This window comes from Pseudomonas lactucae (assembly GCF_036688725.1).
GTDB lineage: Bacteria > Pseudomonadota > Gammaproteobacteria > Pseudomonadales > Pseudomonadaceae > Aquipseudomonas > Aquipseudomonas lactucae.
The window spans coordinates 122,700-137,350 of the sequence record NZ_JAQQPT010000001.1 but is presented as its reverse complement, the minus strand read 5'-3'; the positions used below and the strand labels follow the sequence as shown (position 1 = coordinate 137,350).

Sequence of the window (14,651 nt, the reverse complement as noted above, 5' to 3'; positions counted from 1 at the left end):
GGGAGGAGGCTTGCTCCCGATAGCGATGTCAGCGACTCAGATACATCCGAGTTGTTAACAGATAGACCGGCAACCCCGACACCAGAATCAACAACGCCGCATAAGGCGCTGCCGCCGCAAATTCCACATTCGACGTGTGCGCCCACACCGCCGTCGCCAGGGTGTTCAGCCCGGTCGGGCTGAGCAGCAGCGTGGCGGTCAGCTCCTTCATCGCATCCAGAAACACCAGCGCAAACGCCGCGCCCAGCGCCGGGAAGATAATCGGCAAGGTCACTCGGCAAAACGCACTGAACGACGTTGCCCCCAGCGTGCGTGCCGCCTCTTCCAGCTGCGGTGCCGCCTTGTTCAGCGCCGTACGAATCGGCGCCTGGGCCAGCGGCAAAAACAGCAGCGCATAGGCAATCAGCAACAGCGTCGAGGTCTGGTACAGCGCCGGCACGTAATGCAGCGCGAAATACACCAGCGTCAATGCAATCACCAGGCCGGGCAGGGCATGCAGCAGATACGGCAGGCGCTCGGCCCAGATCGCCAATTGGCCTTTGTAACGCACCACCAGCAGCCCGACCGGCACCGCCAGTACCAGGCACAACGCCGCCCCGCCGAGTGACAATGCCAATGAGGAAAGCAGCGCCTCGCTGATCTCGGCCACCGGGAACGCCGCCGACGAACCGACCGCCAACCAGTAAGCGAGCATCCCCAGGGGGACGCCGCTGCCAATGATTGCCAGTGCAAGGCAATACATCTGACCCAATAACGCCCACTTGCCCAGTTTGACCTGCCCGGCATGCCGCGCCGCGCCCTGGCCGATACGTACATGGCGGCCCTTGCCGCGCAGGCGCAGCTCCAGCCACAGCAGGGTCAGGCACATCACCAGCAATACCGCCGAGAGCATCGCGGCATTGGCATTGCTGAATTCCAGTTCGAATTGCTGATAGATCGCTGTGGTGAAGGTTTGCAGGCCGATGATCGACAAGGCGCCGAACTCGACCAGCATGTGCAGGGCTATCAGCAATGCCCCGGCCAACAGCGACGGCCACAGCAATGGCAGTGTGATGCGCCAGAACACGCCCCAGCGGTTCAGACCCAGCGTGCGGGCGGATTCTTCAAGGGAAGGGTCAAGATTGCGCAATGTCGCCGCCACCGGCAAAAACACCAGCGGGTATTTGGACAGGCTCATCACCAGGATCGCGCCGCCCAGCCCTTCGAAATGGGCGCTCAGCGACACCCAGGTAAAGCTGCTGACAAACGCCGGTACCGCAAACGGCAGGCACAGGATCACGCCCCAGATACGCCGCCCCGGCAGGTTGCTGCGCTCCAGCAGCCAGGCCAGTGATAGCCCGATCACGCAGCAGGCCACCGTTACGCCGATCATCAGCGCCAGGGTGTTGCGCAGCAGCCCGAATACATAAGGCCGCCACAACAAATGCACCGCCTCTGCCCAGCCGGCCTGCCAGGCTTTGAGCCCGACATAGACCAGCGGCAGCAGGCTCAAGCCCACCAGGAACAGGACCGGAAACAGCAGCCAGATGGAAGGACGTTTGCGCCGAAGGCTAAAACTTCCGCGCAGGGCGAGGGCGGGCAGCGATGGGGTCATCAGTTCAAGCCAACGTCACGTTCCAGATCCAGCGCTTCTTCGGCGTTGCCCAGGTCCGCAGGCGTAACGTTTGGCGGCTGCAGCTCGCTGAACGGCTTGAGGCCACGGTTGGATTCCATGCCTTTGCGCAGCGGGTATTCCGCCGAGGTGTTGGTGATTACGCGCTGGCCTTCTTCGCTGGTCATGAACGCCAGCAGTTGCTGGGCTTCCTTGGGGTGCTTGCTGGATTTCAGTGCGGCGGCGGACGACACCGTGATCAGGCCGCCAGCGTCGCCGTCCCTGAAGTAGTGCAGTTGCGAGTCCAGGTTGGTTTTTTCTTTCTTCAGGGCGAACCAGTAATAGTTGTTCACCAGCACGGTGGCCACTTCGCCGTTCTCCACGGCTTTGAGGGCCACCATGTTGTTGCTGTACACCTTGCCGAACGCGCGCAGACCGGTGAGCCATTCTTCTGCGGCTTCACGGCCGTGCAGCTTGATGATTGCCACGGCTTGTTCCTGGAATGCACCGCTGGTCGGGACGAAGCCGACTTTGCCTTGCCACTCGGGGGCGGCAAAATCCAGCACCGACTTGGGCAGGTCTTTCTCGGCAATCAGTTTCGGGTTGAACGCCACCACGCGAGTGCGTGCGGTCACGCCCATCCAGTCACCGTTGCGGCCGACGTAATCCTTGGGCAGCACATCGAGGGTGCCGGCGTCGATCCTGGCGAGCAGGCCTTGTTCGCCGAGTTTGTTCAGCGGTGGCGATTCTTCGGTATAGATCACGTCGGCGGGCGAGCGATCACCTTCTTCGACGACTTGGCTGGCCAACTGGTTGCTGCTGCCTTTGCGCACATTGACGTGGATGCCGGTCTTGGCTTCGAAGGCCTTGGCGAGTTCGTCGCCGACCTCTTTGTGTTGGCCGTTGTACAAGGTCAGGGAAACCTTGTCGGCAGAATAGGCGGCGGGCGAGAGCAGGATCAGGCCCAGCAGAGTGATGGTCAGGCCGCGCAGAACGGAGGTCTTGAGATGGGTGTCGCGGATCATCATCCGGGGTTTTCCTCACTTGAGATGCAACAAATCATTGCAAGGATAAACGATAAAGTTTCTCAGGTGCGGTATGGCGGCCGATGCGGGTAGGGTTTTTAAACCCTCGGAAACGAAAAAACCCGCTTTCGCGGGTTTGATCTGAATTTGGTGCCCAGGAGAAGACTCGAACTTCCACGACCTTGCGATCACCAGCACCTGAAGCTGGCGTGTCTACCAATTTCACCACCTGGGCATTATCAAGCAACGTTGCCGCTGTTGATGGGGCGAACTATACGGCGGGCTTTTTGATCTGTAAACCCCTGATTCAAAAAAATAAATCGAGATTCCCGTTAAAAATCAAAGGCCTGAAACGAAAAAACCCGCTTTCGCGGGTTTGATCTGAATATGGTGCCCAGAAGAAGACTCGAACTTCCACGGCCTTGCGGCCACCAGCACCTGAAGCTGGCGTGTCTACCAATTTCACCATCTGGGCAGTATCTTCAACGTTGCCGTCGTCGATGGCGCGCACTATACGGAGTGGAATTTTGGCTGTAAACCCCTGGCATTAAAAAAGCCTGGAAAATTTCGCCAATGGTCGCGCAAGGTGCGCGCCGAGGGCGATAAAGGGCTTTTAAACGCTTGTTGATACCTGAAATTTCCCGTTTCAATACGCGTATGCCAAACTAACCCGCATATAGACAAGGTGAAAACTCTCTAATGGCCGATTGGCAGTCCCTCGATCCCGAGGCCGCTCGTGAAGCGGAAAAATATGAAAACCCTATTCCTAGCCGCGAACTGATCCTGGCGCATCTCGCCGATCGGGGCTCGCCTGCTAGCCGCGAGCAGTTGGTTGAAGAGTTCGGTCTGACCACCGAAGACCAACTCGAAGCCCTGCGCCGCCGTTTGCGTGCCATGGAGCGCGACGCTCAGCTGATCTACACCCGTCGTGGCACCTATGCGCCGGTGGACAAGCTTGATCTGATCCTCGGCCGCATTGCCGGTCATCGTGACGGCTTCGGCTTCCTGATCCCGGACGACGGCAGTGACGACCTGTTCATGAGCCCGGCGCAAATGCGCCTGGTGTTCGATGGCGACCGTGCCCTGGCACGCGTTTCCGGCCTGGACCGTCGCGGTCGCCGTGAAGGCGTGATCGTTGAAGTGGTGTCCCGTGCCCACGAGTCCATCGTCGGTCGGTACTTCGAAGAAGGCGGCATCGGCTTTGTGGTCCCGGATAACCCGAAGGTGCAGCAGGAGGTGCTGATCACCCCGGGCCGCAATGGCGCCGCCAAGGTCGGTCAGTTCGTCGAGGTGAAAATCACCCACTGGCCAACCGCGCGCTTCCAGCCGCAGGGCGATATCGTTGAAGTGGTAGGCAACTACATGGCGCCGGGCATGGAAATCGACGTGGCGCTGCGCACCTACGATATTCCTCACATCTGGCCTGATGCCGTGCTCAAGGAAGCCGCCAAGCTCAAGCCGGAAGTCGAAGAGAAGGACAAAGAAAAACGCATCGACCTGCGTCATCTGCCGTTCGTCACCATTGACGGCGAAGATGCTCGCGACTTCGACGATGCGGTCTACTGCGAAGCCAGGCCCGGCAAGCTGCGCCTGTTCTCCGGCGGCTGGAAGTTGTACGTGGCGATTGCCGACGTCTCCAGCTATGTGAAGATCGGTTCGGCCCTGGATAACGAAGCCCAGGTGCGCGGCAACTCCGTGTACTTCCCTGAGCGCGTGATCCCGATGCTGCCTGAGCAGCTGTCCAACGGCCTGTGCTCGCTGAACCCGAAAGTCGACCGTTTGGCCATGGTCTGCGAGATGACCATCTCCAAAACCGGCGAAATGACCGATTACCAGTTCTACGAAGCGGTGATCCACTCCCAGGCGCGCCTGACCTACAACAAGGTCAGCACCATCCTGGAAACGCCGAAGACCAGCGAAGCCAAGGCCCTGCGTACCGAATATGCTGGCGTGGTGCCGCACCTCAAGCAACTGTACTCGCTGTACAAGGTGTTGCTGGGGGCTCGTCACGTGCGTGGCGCGATCGACTTCGAGACCCAGGAAACCCGGATTGTCTTCGGTTCCGAGCGCAAGATCGCCGCGATCACCCCGACGACCCGCAACGATGCGCACAAGCTGATCGAAGAATGCATGCTGGCGGCCAACGTGGCCACTGCGGAATTTCTCAAGAAACACGAGATTCCTGCCTTGTACCGTGTGCACGACGGCCCGCCGCCGGAGCGCCTGGAAAAACTGCGCGCCTTCCTCGGTGAGCTTGGCCTGTCCCTGCATAAAGGCAAGGAAGGTCCGACGCCGAAGGACTACCAGGCACTGCTGGCCAGCATCAAGGACCGTCCGGATTACCACGTGATCCAGACCGTGATGCTGCGTTCCCTGAGCCAGGCGGTGTACAGCGCCGACAACCAGGGCCACTTCGGCCTCAATTACGAAGCGTACACTCACTTCACCTCTCCGATCCGTCGTTACCCGGACCTGCTCACGCACCGCGCGATCCGCAGCGTGATCCATTCCAAGCAGAACACCCCGCACGTCAAACGCGCCGGTGCCATGACCATTCCGAAGGCACGGATCTATCCGTACGACGAAGCGGCCCTGGAACAGCTGGGCGAGCAGTGCTCCATGAGCGAGCGCCGCGCCGACGAAGCCACCCGCGACGTGGTGAACTGGCTCAAGTGCGAATTCATGAAGGACCGTGTCGGCGAATCGTTCCCAGGCGTGATTACCGCCGTGACCGGCTTTGGCCTGTTTGTCGAATTGACCGACATTTACGTCGAAGGCCTGGTGCATGTCACCGCATTGCCAGGCGATTACTACCACTTCGACCCTGTGCATCACCGCCTGGCGGGCGAGCGCAGCGGTCGCAGCTTCCGTCTGGGCGACACAGTGGAAGTGCAGGTCATGCGCGTCGATCTCGACGAGCGCAAGATCGACTTCGGCATGCCTGACAAACCCGCTGAATCGCCCAATAGCCGAAAAAAACGTGGCAGCGAAACCGCCGCGCCGGCGACCAAGGGCAAAGGTACGCCTGCAAAAACCGCAGAGCCTGAACCCGCCAAGGCCGCTCGCCGCTCGTCTGCCAAAGACAAGGCGCCCGAAGCCTACCGACCAAGCGATGCCGCGGCAAAAAATGCCGAGCTGCGCAAGAGTCGCGAGTTGAAGCAGCAGTTGCTCAACGAAGCCAAAAGCGGTGGTAAAGCGGCGTCTGGGGGAAAGTCCCACGGGGCGGAAAAGCCGTCGAGCAAGCCAAGTAAACACCGTAAAGGCCCGCCCAAAGCGGGTTCGGCTCCCGCGAAAAGCGGCGGGTCGCGCAAACCTAAGGCCAAGCCATGAGTCTGGAAAAAATCTACGGCGTACACGCCGTAGAAGCACTGCTGCGTCACCACCCTAAACGCGTCAAGCAAGTGTGGTTGGCGGAAGGTCGCAGCGAGCCGCGCGTGCAAGCGCTGGTTGAACTGGCCACCCAAAACAAGGTTGCCATCGGCCAGGCCGAGCGTCGTGAAATGGACGTATGGGTCGAAGGTGTTCACCAGGGCGTGGTCGCGGATGTCAGCCCGAGCCAGGTCTGGGGCGAAGCCATGCTCGACGAGCTGCTCGACCGTACCGAAGGCGCGCCACTGTTGCTGGTGCTGGACGGCGTCACCGACCCGCACAACCTCGGCGCCTGCCTGCGCTCGGCCGATGCGGCCGGTGCGCTGGCGGTGATCGTGCCGAAGGACAAGTCGGCTACCTTGACGCCAGTGGTACGTAAAGTGGCCTGCGGTGCGGCGGAAGTGATTCCGCTGGTGGCCGTGACCAACCTGGCGCGCACGTTGGAGAAACTCCAGCAGCGCGGCCTGTGGATTGTGGGCACGGCGGGAGAGGCCGAGGTCAGCATTTATGACCAGGACCTCACCGGCCCGACCATCCTGATCATGGGCGCTGAAGGCAAAGGCATGCGCCGTCTGACCCGTGAGCATTGCGATTACCTGGTGCACCTGCCGATGGCCGGTAGCGTCAGCAGCCTGAACGTGTCGGTGGCGACCGGCGTGTGCTTGTTCGAGGCCCAGCGTCAGCGTGGCGCCAAGGCCAAGGCCAAGGCCAAGAAGTAATTCTGAGCTGGCATAGAACCAAAATGTGGGAGGGGGCTTGCCCCGATAGCGGCATGTCATTCAACAACTGTGTTGAATGAGCCACTGCTATCGGGAGCAAGCCCCCTCCCACATTTGTTTTTGTGGTGTGTGGAGATTGTTCAAATAATCACCAATCACCTTGCGCCCTTTCTTCCCCTTCTCTACAATTGCGCCCCTTGCCCACCTGGCAGGCACGCATGTGCCTCCCCTGCGGCAAGATCCATAAGTGTCATTCACTCCTTGTCTGACCGTTTTTGAGCGGCAGGCTACAACCCGTAAGGAGCATTCATGCGTCATTACGAAATCATCTTTTTGGTCCACCCGGATCAAAGCGAGCAAGTCGGCGGCATGGTTGAGCGTTACACCAAGCTGATCGAAGAAGACGGCGGCAAAATCCACCGTCTGGAAGATTGGGGCCGTCGTCAACTGGCCTACGCAATCAACAATGTTCACAAGGCTCACTACGTGATGCTGAACGTTGAGTGCACTGGCAAGGCCCTGGCCGAGCTGGAAGACAACTTCCGCTACAACGATGCAGTGATCCGTAACCTGGTCATCCGTCGCGAAGAAGCCGTTACCGGCCAATCCGAGATGCTCAAGGCTGAAGAAAACCGCAGTGAGCGCCGTGAGCGTCGCGACCGTCCTGAGCACGAAGGCGCTGATAGCGCTGACAGTGATGACAGCGACAGCAGCGATAACGCTGACGAGTAATCCACGGACCTTATTAAGGAGCCTATCAAATGGCACGTTTCTTCCGTCGTCGTAAGTTTTGCCGCTTCACCGCTGAAGAAGTGAAGGAGATCGACTACAAAGATCTCAACACTCTGAAAGCCTACGTATCCGAGACCGGCAAAATTGTTCCAAGCCGCATCACCGGTACCAAAGCTCGTTATCAGCGTCAGCTGGCCACCGCTATCAAGCGCGCCCGCTTCCTGGCCCTGCTGGCCTACACCGACAGCCACGGCCGCTGAGACCGGGCAGTCGACAAGTAGTAAAGGATTGAATGCATGCGCGCCTTAGCTGAGTTCATCATGCGCGGTCGTATGCAGGCCACTCTGGTAGTGGCTGGCTGTGCGGCATTGCCGCTGCTTTATTGGTTGGGTGCTGCCGCAGGTTGCCTTGTGCTGCTGCGGCGCGGTTTGCAGGACGCCGTTGGTGTCCTCGCCCTGGGATTGCTGGCCGCTTTGTTCTGGTGGCTGAAGCTGGATGAGCCCAAGGTACTTCTGGTACTGCTGGGGTCATCGAGCCTTGCGTTGGTTCTGCGCGCAAGTGAGTCCTGGGTCCGTACGCTGCTGGTCAGCGTGGCATTGGGGTTGGTGTTTTCGCTGTTGATTGACGCGGCTTTCCGCCCGCAAATCGAGGTGGTGGCGCAGGAGATCGTCAAGGTCCTGCCGCTGGCCCTCGGGGAACTCTACCAGCAGCTTTCGGTAGATGAGCGAGCGCGTCTGGCAACACTGATTGCACCGGTCCTGACCGGCCTTATGGCGGCAATAATGCAGGTCGTCAGCGTGCTGAGCCTGATACTTGGGCGTTATTGGCAGGCGTTGTTGTACAACCCGGGTGGTTTTGGTCGCGAATTTCGCAGTATCAGAATCCCCGTGGGCCCGGCGATGTTGCTGCTGGCATTGATGGTTGTCGGACCGAATCTCGGTCCACAGATGGCCTTTTTGATGCTGTTTTGCAGCGTACCGCTGGTGTTTGCCGGATTGGCCCTGATTCATGGGCTGGTCGCGCAGAAGCGCCTGGCCAAGTTCTGGCTGGTGGGGTTGTACGTCACGATACTGCCGTTCATGCAGCTGATTTATCCGTTACTCGTGGTGATTGCCATTGTCGACGGCCTGATTGATTTTCGCGGACGTCTGGCGTCGAAAGATGCCGATGGCGCGAACGGTGAAGGTTAAAAGTTAGAGGATTTTCACATGCAACTGATCCTTCTGGAAAAAGTCGCCAACCTGGGCAACCTGGGCGACAAAGTAAACGTTAAGGCCGGCTACGGTCGTAACTACCTGCTGCCATACGGCAAAGCCACCGCTGCAACCGCTGCCAACCTGGCTGCGTTTGAAGAGCGTCGTGCCGAGCTGGAAAAAGCCGCAGCAGACAAGAAAGCCTCGGCTGAAACGCGCGCTGCCCAACTGGCTGAGCTGGAAGTGACTATCACTGCCACCGCCGGTGACGAAGGCAAGCTGTTCGGTTCGATCGGTACTCACGACATCGCTGATGCACTGACCGCCTCCGGCGTTGAAGTGCAGAAGAGCGAAGTTCGTCTGCCGAACGGCACCATCCGCAACGTAGGCGAATTCGACGTAGCCGTGCACCTGCACGCCGAAGTTGAAGCCACCGTACGCGTTGTCGTGGTAGCAGCTTAAGCAGCACCTAACTGACTGGCACCTCGTGTGCCAGGCGGTTAACATCGGGCACGATCCTGTTTACAGGTCGTGCCTTTTGTTTTTCTACAACCCCCAAATTCCAAGTGGCCATGAACGATATTTCAGCTCCTGAGCAATACGATCTGCAAACCGCTGCCCTGAAGGTGCCGCCGCACTCCATCGAGGCCGAACAGGCCGTGCTCGGTGGCTTGATGCTGGACAACAACGCCTGGGAGCGCGTGCTGGATCAAGTCTCGGACGGTGACTTCTATCGCCATGACCACCGCCTGATCTTCCGCGCCATCGCCAAACTGGCCGACCAGAACTCGCCGATCGACGTAGTGACGCTGGCCGAGCAGTTGGACAAAGAGGGTCAAACCTCCCAAGTCGGCGGCCTGGGCTACCTCGGCGAGCTGGCGAAAAATACGCCCTCCGTCGCCAACATCAAGGCCTATGCCCAGATCGTTCGTGAGCGCGCCACCCTGCGCCAGTTGATCGGCATCAGCACCGAAATCGCCGACAGTGCCTTCAACCCCGAAGGCCGCACCGCTGCCGAGATCCTTGACGAGGCCGAACGCCAGATTTTCCAGATCGCCGAAGCGCGTCCGAAAACCGGCGGCCCGGTCAGCGTCAACGACCTGTTGACCAAGGCCATCGACCGCATCGACACGCTGTTCAATACCGACGCCGCCATTACGGGTATTTCCACCGGCTACACCGACCTGGACGAGAAGACCAGCGGCTTGCAGCCGTCTGACTTGATCATCGTCGCCGGCCGTCCGTCCATGGGTAAGACCACCTTTGCAATGAACCTGGTGGAAAACGCCGTGTTACGCAGCGACAAGGCGGTACTGGTGTACTCCCTTGAGATGCCAGGTGAGTCGCTGATCATGCGTATGCTCTCGTCCCTCGGGCGAATCGACCAGACCAAGGTGCGTTCCGGCCAGCTGGAAGACGACGATTGGCCGCGCCTGACCTCGGCGGTCAACCTGCTCAACGATCGCAAGCTGTTTATCGATGACACCGCCGGCATCAGCCCGTCGGAAATGCGTGCGCGTACCCGCCGCCTGGTGCGTGAGCACGGCGAGATCGCGCTGATCATGATCGACTACCTGCAATTGATGCAGATCCCCGGCTCCAGCGGCGACAACCGTACCAACGAGATTTCCGAGATCTCGCGTTCCCTCAAGGCCCTGGCCAAGGAATTCAACTGTCCGGTGGTGGCGCTTTCCCAGCTCAACCGCTCTCTGGAACAGCGCCCGAACAAGCGCCCGGTGAACTCCGACTTGCGTGAATCCGGCGCGATCGAGCAGGACGCCGACGTGATCATGTTCGTGTACCGCGACGAGGTGTACCACCCCGAAACCGAACACAAGGGCATTGCCGAGATCATCATCGGCAAGCAGCGGAACGGCCCGATCGGCTTTATCCGGCTGGCGTTCATCGGTAAATACACACGCTTCGAGAACCTGGCGCCGGGTAGTTACAACTTTGATGACGACGAATAAGCTGCTCAGCGCGGAAAAATCGCTCTGATCGTTGCTTCGTCGTATTGGTAGTTCCAACGCAGCTCGGTGGCGGCGGGTATATCTTCAGTGGCGAACAGCGCGGTCAGAATCGCCTTTTCCTGAGGGTTTTGGCCGACCTGGGTCATTACCCAAAATTGCGCCGCCTCGGCGTTGTAACCGGTGGCCGCCTGCCTGACCGGCTGCCCGTTTTCATATTCAAAAATCGTATTGATTCTGGACAGGATGTTGTCTCCCGATAGCACGGGTTGCATGCTCGGGGCGTGGGGTGTGATTGGTTGCATGATTTTGATCTGCATCAAATAAGGGTCTTGCCGTGCTCGGGCAATCTGAAATGGCAACACCCCTCCACCATAAACACCCAGAGGCTCGCCTTTGCTGATCGGGCGTCTGCTGACCACGGTAGCCTCGCCGATCATGACGGCCTCCGGTGCAAATTTTTGATGAGCCGCAGTGAAGGTCACGAGCTCCAACTTGTCTTCATAAAGGCGTGCGACGTCTTCAAAACCTTCCCAGCGGATATAAGGCCGAAGTACGTCGCTCTTTCGCACCTCGCCAGTGCTCAACGATCTCGAGTGGCTTTGTATTTGTCTGATGCGCATGGGAAGGCCCTGTTCATCACGCAGCGGGTAGCGCCCATTGTTGGCGCGGTCGTAGAGGCGGCGGTGGTTCTGACTGTACTGATAGCCACGCATCGAGCGCATATACGCTGACTCAGCGGCGCTGTAGCGCGGTTCCACCGTGCCCTCTGTAGCGGACTCATACTCGCTGGCAGAGGACTCGGCGGAGATGAAGTCATTGCTGCCGGTATCCATGGATTCGTCCGGGGAGGACGGCAGTTCTTTCAGGCCTCCCAGCAGCGCACCGTTGACCGGATCTATTTCCCAGCCGCCGCCGGGTTTGCGGCGCACATAAGGCTGGTAAGCCCTGAATCGGCTGCGGGCGTCGATCAATCGCCAGTCTGATCCATCGGGTTTGATTTGAAAGTAAGCGCCCTGTTCCTGTACGTAATAACGATAGCTGCCGTCCGGTTGCGCGGGGCTTTGATAGGTCCCGTCAGCGCGCAGTGCCAAACCCTGGGGTGGGGCGGAGTCTGCGAAAAGCGGATCGAAAGGCCGACCCTCGCTGGCGACCGCTTGCGGGCGGTTGATCGCTGCACGCAAAGGTGGGGCTTTGACCTGCGACTGCGAGCAGGCTTTGCGCACGGCTTCACGCAAGTCTTTAGCCCCAGATTGCTTGAGCAGATTCTCGCGTTCGGTGTCGGACAATGTTTGATCAACGGCGTCAAAGAGCGTCGCCGGTTCGTGCAGGCGGTTTTTGGTTGCGCCGTCGTAGGTCGCGTAAAGGCCCCGCTCCATGACCAGAATGTGGTGGGTAGCAGCGCCTTTGTCGCCGATGCGGTACAGCAACTGGCCGTTGCTCTGGTTGACCTCGATCTGCCGAAACGGCGGCCAGCCGGGCAACTGCTCCAGACTATGCAATATCAGCGGCAGGCTGTCGGGATTGTTCATCGAGTCCAAATAGACGCCTTCGTAGGTCGCACGGTTGCGAGCATTGCCAACGTACTGCTCGGCTTCCCAGCGCTGCAAGGGGCTCAGCGTTTTTTCGCGGTGCAGACGGGCTCGCTCTTGTGGAGCCAGCACGGCAGCCATCTCCTCAAGATGGCTTTTCGAAAGCTCGGGAACGAGTGCGCGAATATCGGTTTGAATCGGGTCGTTTGTCTTGTCATTGATCGACTTGAGCCAAGTAAACAAGGGTTGATGCCGGGTCTGCGCAGTGGCCTGAAGGTTCCTCGCCAGGTTCTCCACTTTGGTCAGGTATGTCAGGTAGAGACTGGGCATCAGCCGGTTGAATTCGGATTGTGACAACTGTTGTTCCAAGGCGTGCAGCAGTTCGCCTTTTCTGAAGCGTGCTTCTGGGATCCGTATTTCAATCGGGCCGGTGCCCTGACTGATCAGCACGTTTTGCTGTTCATCGACGATTTTCAGCGTGCGATTCGTTGGCCAGTCACGCAGTGAACACACCAGGTAGAGCTGAATGAAAGGTGAGTGTGGCGTCACGCTCGTACCTTCGGCGCGGTTCAGATCGAAATCCTGGATTTCCTGTTGCAGGTTGAAGTGCTTGACGGTGGTACGCAGCGCCGGCGGGGGGCGTAGGACATCCTGATGGACCTCGCGCAGGGCAGTCGTGTCGACGCCGCCAATCAACAAAATCGGCTCGACCATGGGCTGCTTGATATTCGCGGCGTCGGGGCCCAGCCGTTTTATCAGCTTGAGGTCGTCCCAGTCCTGCGAGGTTTCGTGGGCATGGCGCCAGCCGCCAACACCGTTGCTGAGCAATGGCGGCTTGTAAGCTTGCGGGTCGGTAGGGTGAGGCAATTCCCACTGGCCGCCCTTAGCGGTTTGTTGTACGGCGTGAATGCCATCATCGATTTTTAGAAACTGCTGTTGTTTATGCCGGTAGATGCCCTGGCTATCGGCGGCAAGCCCCTCCGGAAGCGTCGTCGGGTGCAGGTAGGGGGCCAGGTCAGGTTTCCAGAGACGATAGCCTTTATTGCGCAAGTGGACTTTCACCAGCCCTGCGGTAAACCCCGTGGCTTTGATGGCGCCGGCCGTGACCACGGCCTGGGCGACGGCATCCACCACATCCAGAAGGTCATTCAAGGCCTCGTCGCTGTCGCCGCGGCTCCAGGCGGCAAAACCGTTATAAACGCTATGAATCAGTTGGCCGGCCGTGACGACCAGCAACACTTCCCCGACGATGGGGATAAATGAAGCCGCGAACAACAGCAGTGACTGGCCCAAGTCTTTCCAGCGTTGCAAACGCTTTTGCCGGCTGAGGATATCGATATCGGCGGTGGAGACTGCCAGGATGCGCGCATCGTTTTTGATCTGTGCGATACGCTGACGGGCCATGGCCTGGAACACGTTGCCCTGGATGGGCGTGAGCGTCACCGGTTCATTCAGGCGGGCGCACGCGCAGACCACTGGCTTTCCGATCAGTTGCCCTTTGTCGATCCAGTCAATCCCTCCCTGCTTCAGGGCCAGCAACGTGCCTTGATGCTGCAAGGGGACCAGGCGATTGAAAAACACCAGGTACTCGGGATCGCTCAAGCGCGAAACCAATGTTTGCTCGACCTCGTGCAGTGAACGGTACGCAAGAAAGGGCGTAATCGGATCTTCCGGGACATATAGCAGGTATTCGTTGACGTGCTTGCTTGCATGGATCATCAGCACATTGGGCAGCACCACACCACCGAGGGTCAGGTGGCTGCACGGCAGATCCACGTGATTGCCTGTCTGTTGCAGGCTCTGCAGGTGTGCGTAGAGTCGGGTGTTTAAATGCCCCTTCATATAACTGATGTTCAGTGCGACGCCGAAGGCCAGCCGGTCATTCTCACTGAACAAGCCAAGCACCGTTGCGGCGGTGCGCTTGCTGCCAGGCGTGGGGGCGGGTTCAAGCACGTCAGTCAGGTGTTTCAGGTACTTGCCACCGATATCCAGTTCGCGACACGCAGTGGCGAAATCCGTTGGTGCAAGCATGCTCAGTGTTCGGCCGCTTTCAGTAAGGTTATAAAGACCGGAGCCTTGTTCCATGCCCTCTTTTTCGGCTTCAGAGGCTTCAAAATTTTGCAGGGCTGCTTCCAGCAAGTTTTGTTCAGTGGTCCTCGCGTGGTTTTTTATCAGGCCCAGTAAATGACTGTTCTTCCATTCGCGCACTAACAGGGATGTTTCATCCTTCAGGAACAAGGAGAATTGTGTGTCGATGAGATCGCGTATCAATGGACGAGCGTAAGCTTCGGGGCTTTTCAGTTCGTCCATGAGCGCTTTGAGCGTGTGCCGGGCCTGGTTGCTGGCAATCAGTTGTCGACGCAATTGCTGGCGAGATTCCAACGACGCTTCGCTGAGCCAGTACGGCAATTGCGTGTCGATGAAGTCTTTGTGAAGGCTAAGGGTGGGTGTTGCAACCTGTGTGTCTGGGTGATTCATGAGTGGGCCATGCAGAGCAGTGATCGATCGTCGGTAGCCTACTCA

At 59.0% G+C, this 14,651-nt stretch carries 10 protein-coding genes and 2 tRNA genes; 7 read left to right on the top strand and 5 right to left on the bottom strand.

The window, feature by feature from the left end:
• Positions 1–28 precede the first annotated feature (28 nt).
• The 4 genes from V6M90_RS00620 to V6M90_RS00605 form a co-directional block, all read right to left on the bottom strand.
• Positions 29–1,594 (bottom strand): ABC transporter permease, encoded by a 1,566-nt coding sequence (locus V6M90_RS00620; RefSeq protein WP_332845945.1) that lies wholly within the window; start codon positions 1,592–1,594, stop codon positions 29–31.
• On the bottom strand, positions 1,594–2,619 hold the full coding sequence (locus tag V6M90_RS00615) for an iron ABC transporter substrate-binding protein (RefSeq protein WP_332845944.1): 1,026 nt from the start codon (positions 2,617–2,619) through the stop codon (positions 1,594–1,596). The genes V6M90_RS00620 and V6M90_RS00615 overlap by 1 nt, the downstream gene beginning before the upstream one ends.
• A gap of 145 nt (positions 2,620–2,764) precedes the next feature.
• A tRNA-Leu gene (locus V6M90_RS00610) sits at positions 2,765–2,851 on the bottom strand.
• A 153-nt stretch (positions 2,852–3,004) separates the two neighbouring features.
• Positions 3,005–3,091: transfer RNA gene (locus tag V6M90_RS00605), tRNA-Leu, on the bottom strand.
• Positions 3,092–3,315: 224 nt separating this feature from the next.
• Here V6M90_RS00605 and rnr point away from each other — a divergent pair.
• From rnr to dnaB, 7 genes are all read left to right on the top strand, one after another.
• Complete coding sequence (gene rnr / locus V6M90_RS00600) at positions 3,316–5,946, top strand: ribonuclease R (protein ID WP_332845943.1); 2,631 nt, start codon at positions 3,316–3,318, stop codon at positions 5,944–5,946.
• On the top strand, positions 5,943–6,704 hold the full coding sequence (rlmB, locus tag V6M90_RS00595; RefSeq protein WP_332845942.1) for a 23S rRNA (guanosine(2251)-2'-O)-methyltransferase RlmB: 762 nt from the start codon (positions 5,943–5,945) through the stop codon (positions 6,702–6,704). The genes rnr and rlmB overlap by 4 nt, the downstream gene beginning before the upstream one ends.
• Before the next feature lie 309 nt (positions 6,705–7,013).
• A complete protein-coding gene (gene rpsF / locus V6M90_RS00590; protein ID WP_003171371.1) occupies positions 7,014–7,436 on the top strand; it encodes a 30S ribosomal protein S6 in 423 nt (140 codons plus the stop codon).
• Between the two features lie 29 nt (positions 7,437–7,465).
• Positions 7,466–7,696 carry a 30S ribosomal protein S18 gene (gene rpsR, locus V6M90_RS00585; RefSeq protein WP_003171373.1) on the top strand — a complete coding sequence of 77 codons (231 nt, stop codon included), beginning with the start codon at positions 7,466–7,468 and terminating at the stop codon, positions 7,694–7,696.
• Between the two features lie 36 nt (positions 7,697–7,732).
• Positions 7,733–8,626 carry a YybS family protein gene (locus tag V6M90_RS00580; RefSeq protein ID WP_003171374.1) on the top strand — a complete coding sequence of 298 codons (894 nt, stop codon included), beginning with the start codon at positions 7,733–7,735 and terminating at the stop codon, positions 8,624–8,626.
• An 18-nt stretch (positions 8,627–8,644) separates the two neighbouring features.
• Positions 8,645–9,091: a 50S ribosomal protein L9 gene (gene rplI, locus V6M90_RS00575; RefSeq protein WP_003171376.1), complete on the top strand. Its 447-nt coding sequence runs from the start codon at positions 8,645–8,647 to the stop codon at positions 9,089–9,091.
• A gap of 110 nt (positions 9,092–9,201) precedes the next feature.
• On the top strand, positions 9,202–10,599 hold the full coding sequence (gene dnaB / locus V6M90_RS00570) for a replicative DNA helicase (RefSeq protein WP_042944101.1): 1,398 nt from the start codon (positions 9,202–9,204) through the stop codon (positions 10,597–10,599).
• A 5-nt stretch (positions 10,600–10,604) separates the two neighbouring features.
• Here the strand turns inward: dnaB and V6M90_RS00565 are convergent, their stop codons facing one another.
• Positions 10,605–14,606 carry a dermonecrotic toxin domain-containing protein gene (locus tag V6M90_RS00565; protein ID WP_332845941.1) on the bottom strand — a complete coding sequence of 1,334 codons (4,002 nt, stop codon included), beginning with the start codon at positions 14,604–14,606 and terminating at the stop codon, positions 10,605–10,607.
• Positions 14,607–14,651: the final 45 nt, after the last annotated feature.